Source organism: Pedobacter sp. (assembly GCF_035566355.1).
Taxonomy (GTDB): domain Bacteria; phylum Bacteroidota; class Bacteroidia; order Sphingobacteriales; family Sphingobacteriaceae; genus Pedobacter.
Map to the genome: position 1 here is coordinate 1 of NZ_DATMRL010000688.1, position 2,605 is coordinate 2,605.

The following is a 2,605-nucleotide window of genomic DNA, read 5'->3' on the forward strand; positions in this document are numbered from 1 at the left end:
ATGCTCGACCCTACGCAGGGCGAGCTTGGCGGAGACATTATATATGGTGGCAATCCGAAAGAGATTTTGCTATGGCAACAATTGATAAATGCTTTTCACCTGCGTCTGCTCATTCATCTTTCGAAAAAAGTTGGCAGCAGCACAATTAATATCGTACAGCAGTTTCAGAATATTCTCAGCAATCCTTCAAAATATCCGCTGATGACTGGCATCAGCGACAATGCCCAATTAGTATTCAATACTTCGGCTTCCAGTAACAATAATCCATTTTATCAAAACCTGACCATTCAGACTACGGTTTCAATGGAACAAGGACTTGTAGATACGCTAAAAGCCTATAATGATCCGCGCCTTTTTAGTTATGCTTCACCCATAAGCGGACAGCCTGCAAATGTTTTTTCCAGCTATCTTGGAATTAATGCCGGATTGCAGGCTTCAACCCAGCAAACACTTTCAGGCCTCGCTTCCCGACTTAACAGCAGGTATTGGATCAGCCAGGTAAATGAGCCATATATATTTTTTAGCTATGCAGAACAGGAATTCCTGATAGCAGAAGCCATTTCGCGTAATTGGGTAACAACTGCCGGTACTGCTGACACCTATTATAATAACGGAATAACCGCTTCTATGAGCTTTTATGGCATTGATGCCGGAACAATCGCCACTTACCTTGCCCAACCCGTGGTGCAGTTTAATCCTGCCAACGCCATCCCGATGATTATTATACAAAAATATATTTCTTTTTACCTTAATTCCGGGTGGGAGCCTTTTTACGAGCAACGCCGTACAGGTATACCTACTTTTAATGTGGGACCCGGCACATTAAATAATGGAATGGTGCCTACACGCTGGTTATATCCACAGAATGAATTTGCGATCAATGCAGCCCATGTTAATGCAGCGGTGCAGAGCCAGTATGGCGGCAATGATAACATAAATGGAATCATGTGGGTGCTACAATAACCACTGATACAAAAAATACTGTCCCCCGATCTCATTGGGTTTGCGAAGAATTGGTGACGGAATGGTAACTGTTATTTTTAATGATGATGTGATGGAAACTTACTAAACAATCGTTAGAAAACTGTCTAGTTTAAAGGGGGCCGGTACACTCCTTCGACAACAACTAAAACTTCCCTGCATTTTACCTAGAAAAAAATAATTGCAAATAAATTTGCGCAACTCAAAAGTTGCATATATATTTGCAACCTGAAGGTTGCGTAATTAAATATTGAAAAATGAAACAAGACATATTCCAAGCCATAGCGGACCCAACACGCAGGGCTATTTTAACTTTAATTGCCATTCAAGCGTTAACGCCAAATGCAATGGCGGAAAAATTTGATATGAGCCGGCAAGCAGTATCAAAACATATTAAAGTATTACAGGAATGCAAATTGATTAAACCTGAGCCGTCTGGAAGAGAAATTTATTATTACTTTAATCCAAAAAAAATGCAAGAAATAGACAATTGGTTAGCCCAATTCAGAAAAATTTGGGAGACCCAATTCAATCAATTGGACAAAGTATTATCAACACTTAAAAAACAGAAAAAATGAAAAATGGTTTGCTATTTGACTTTACCGTTGACAAAACAACAAAAACAGTATTCATAACCAGGGAGTTTGATGCCGGCCTTTCGCTGGTATGGGATGCTTTTATCAAACCGGAAATTCTTGACCAATGGGTGGCACCTAAACCCTGGGTATCAAAAACAAAATTTATGGATTTTAAAGTTGGCGGACGAAGATTTTATGCGATGGTAAGCCCCGAAGGACAAGAGCGATGGGCAATTCAGAAATTTACTTCCATTAGTCCAAAAACCAATTTCAAAATGACTAATGCTTTTGCAGACAAAGATGAAAACCCTGAATTGCCAGGTTCTGATTGGGAATACAATTTCAGTGAACAAAACGGAAAGACAAAAGTCAGTATTACTATTTATAATGAATCCCTTGCCCGTTTAGAGAAGATGATTGAAATGGGCTTCAAGGAAGGATATGCTATGTCAATGAAAAATTTGGAAGAATTATTGGCAACTTTATCGCAAAAATGATTTTCGTTTTCACAACTGCAGCCAAAACAAATAAGAAAGTAAAGAATTTAACAACCTAAAAAATAAAAATTATGGCACTTATCAATCCCCACATTAACTTCAACGGAAATGCCGAAGAAGCCTTTATGTTTTACAAATCAGTATTTGGCGGAGAGTTTGCAAAGATTATTCGTTTCAAAGACCTTGCAAGTCCTGAATTCCGGGTTTCGGAAAAAGAAGAAAATAAAATTATGCATATTGCTTTGCCCATCGGTAAAAGTAATATGTTGATGGCAAATGATGTTCCGGAAATTATGGGAACAACAAACGAAAACGAGAACAGAAGTAAAATTGCAATAAGTGCAGAAAGTAAAGAAGAAGCAGACAAATTATTTAACGGGCTTTCAGTGGGAGGGCAAATAGAAGGGCCTATTGGTGATAGTCCCTGGGGTTCATATTTTGGTTGTTTTAGAGACAAATACGGTATTGAATGGATTGTGGACTTTGACCCAAAATATAACGGGCAAAACTAACCGAAGAAAAACAACGAAGCCTAACATTGGGGCTGAA

The 2,605-nt window shown here is 38.7% G+C and carries 4 protein-coding genes; all 4 read left to right on the forward strand.

The window, feature by feature from the left end; all coding sequences use genetic code 11:
• On the forward strand, nucleotides 1-963 hold a 963-nt coding region (locus tag VNZ46_RS27110), incomplete at its 5' end, for a SusD/RagB family nutrient-binding outer membrane lipoprotein (RefSeq protein ID WP_325564443.1).
• Between the two features lie 275 nt (nucleotides 964-1,238).
• Nucleotides 1,239-1,559, forward strand: a complete 321-nt coding sequence (locus tag VNZ46_RS27115; protein WP_325564445.1) for a metalloregulator ArsR/SmtB family transcription factor — start codon at nucleotides 1,239-1,241, stop codon at nucleotides 1,557-1,559.
• Entirely contained in the window at nucleotides 1,556-2,056 is a 501-nt protein-coding gene (locus tag VNZ46_RS27120; protein WP_325564447.1) for an SRPBCC domain-containing protein, read from the forward strand. Before VNZ46_RS27115 ends, VNZ46_RS27120 begins: the two co-directional genes overlap by 4 nt.
• Nucleotides 2,057-2,127: 71 nt before the next feature.
• The gene (locus tag VNZ46_RS27125; protein ID WP_325564449.1) at nucleotides 2,128-2,568 is read left to right on the forward strand and encodes a VOC family protein; all 441 of its coding nucleotides are present in this window, start codon (nucleotides 2,128-2,130) and stop codon (nucleotides 2,566-2,568) included.
• The last annotated feature ends 37 nt before the right edge of the window (nucleotides 2,569-2,605 follow it).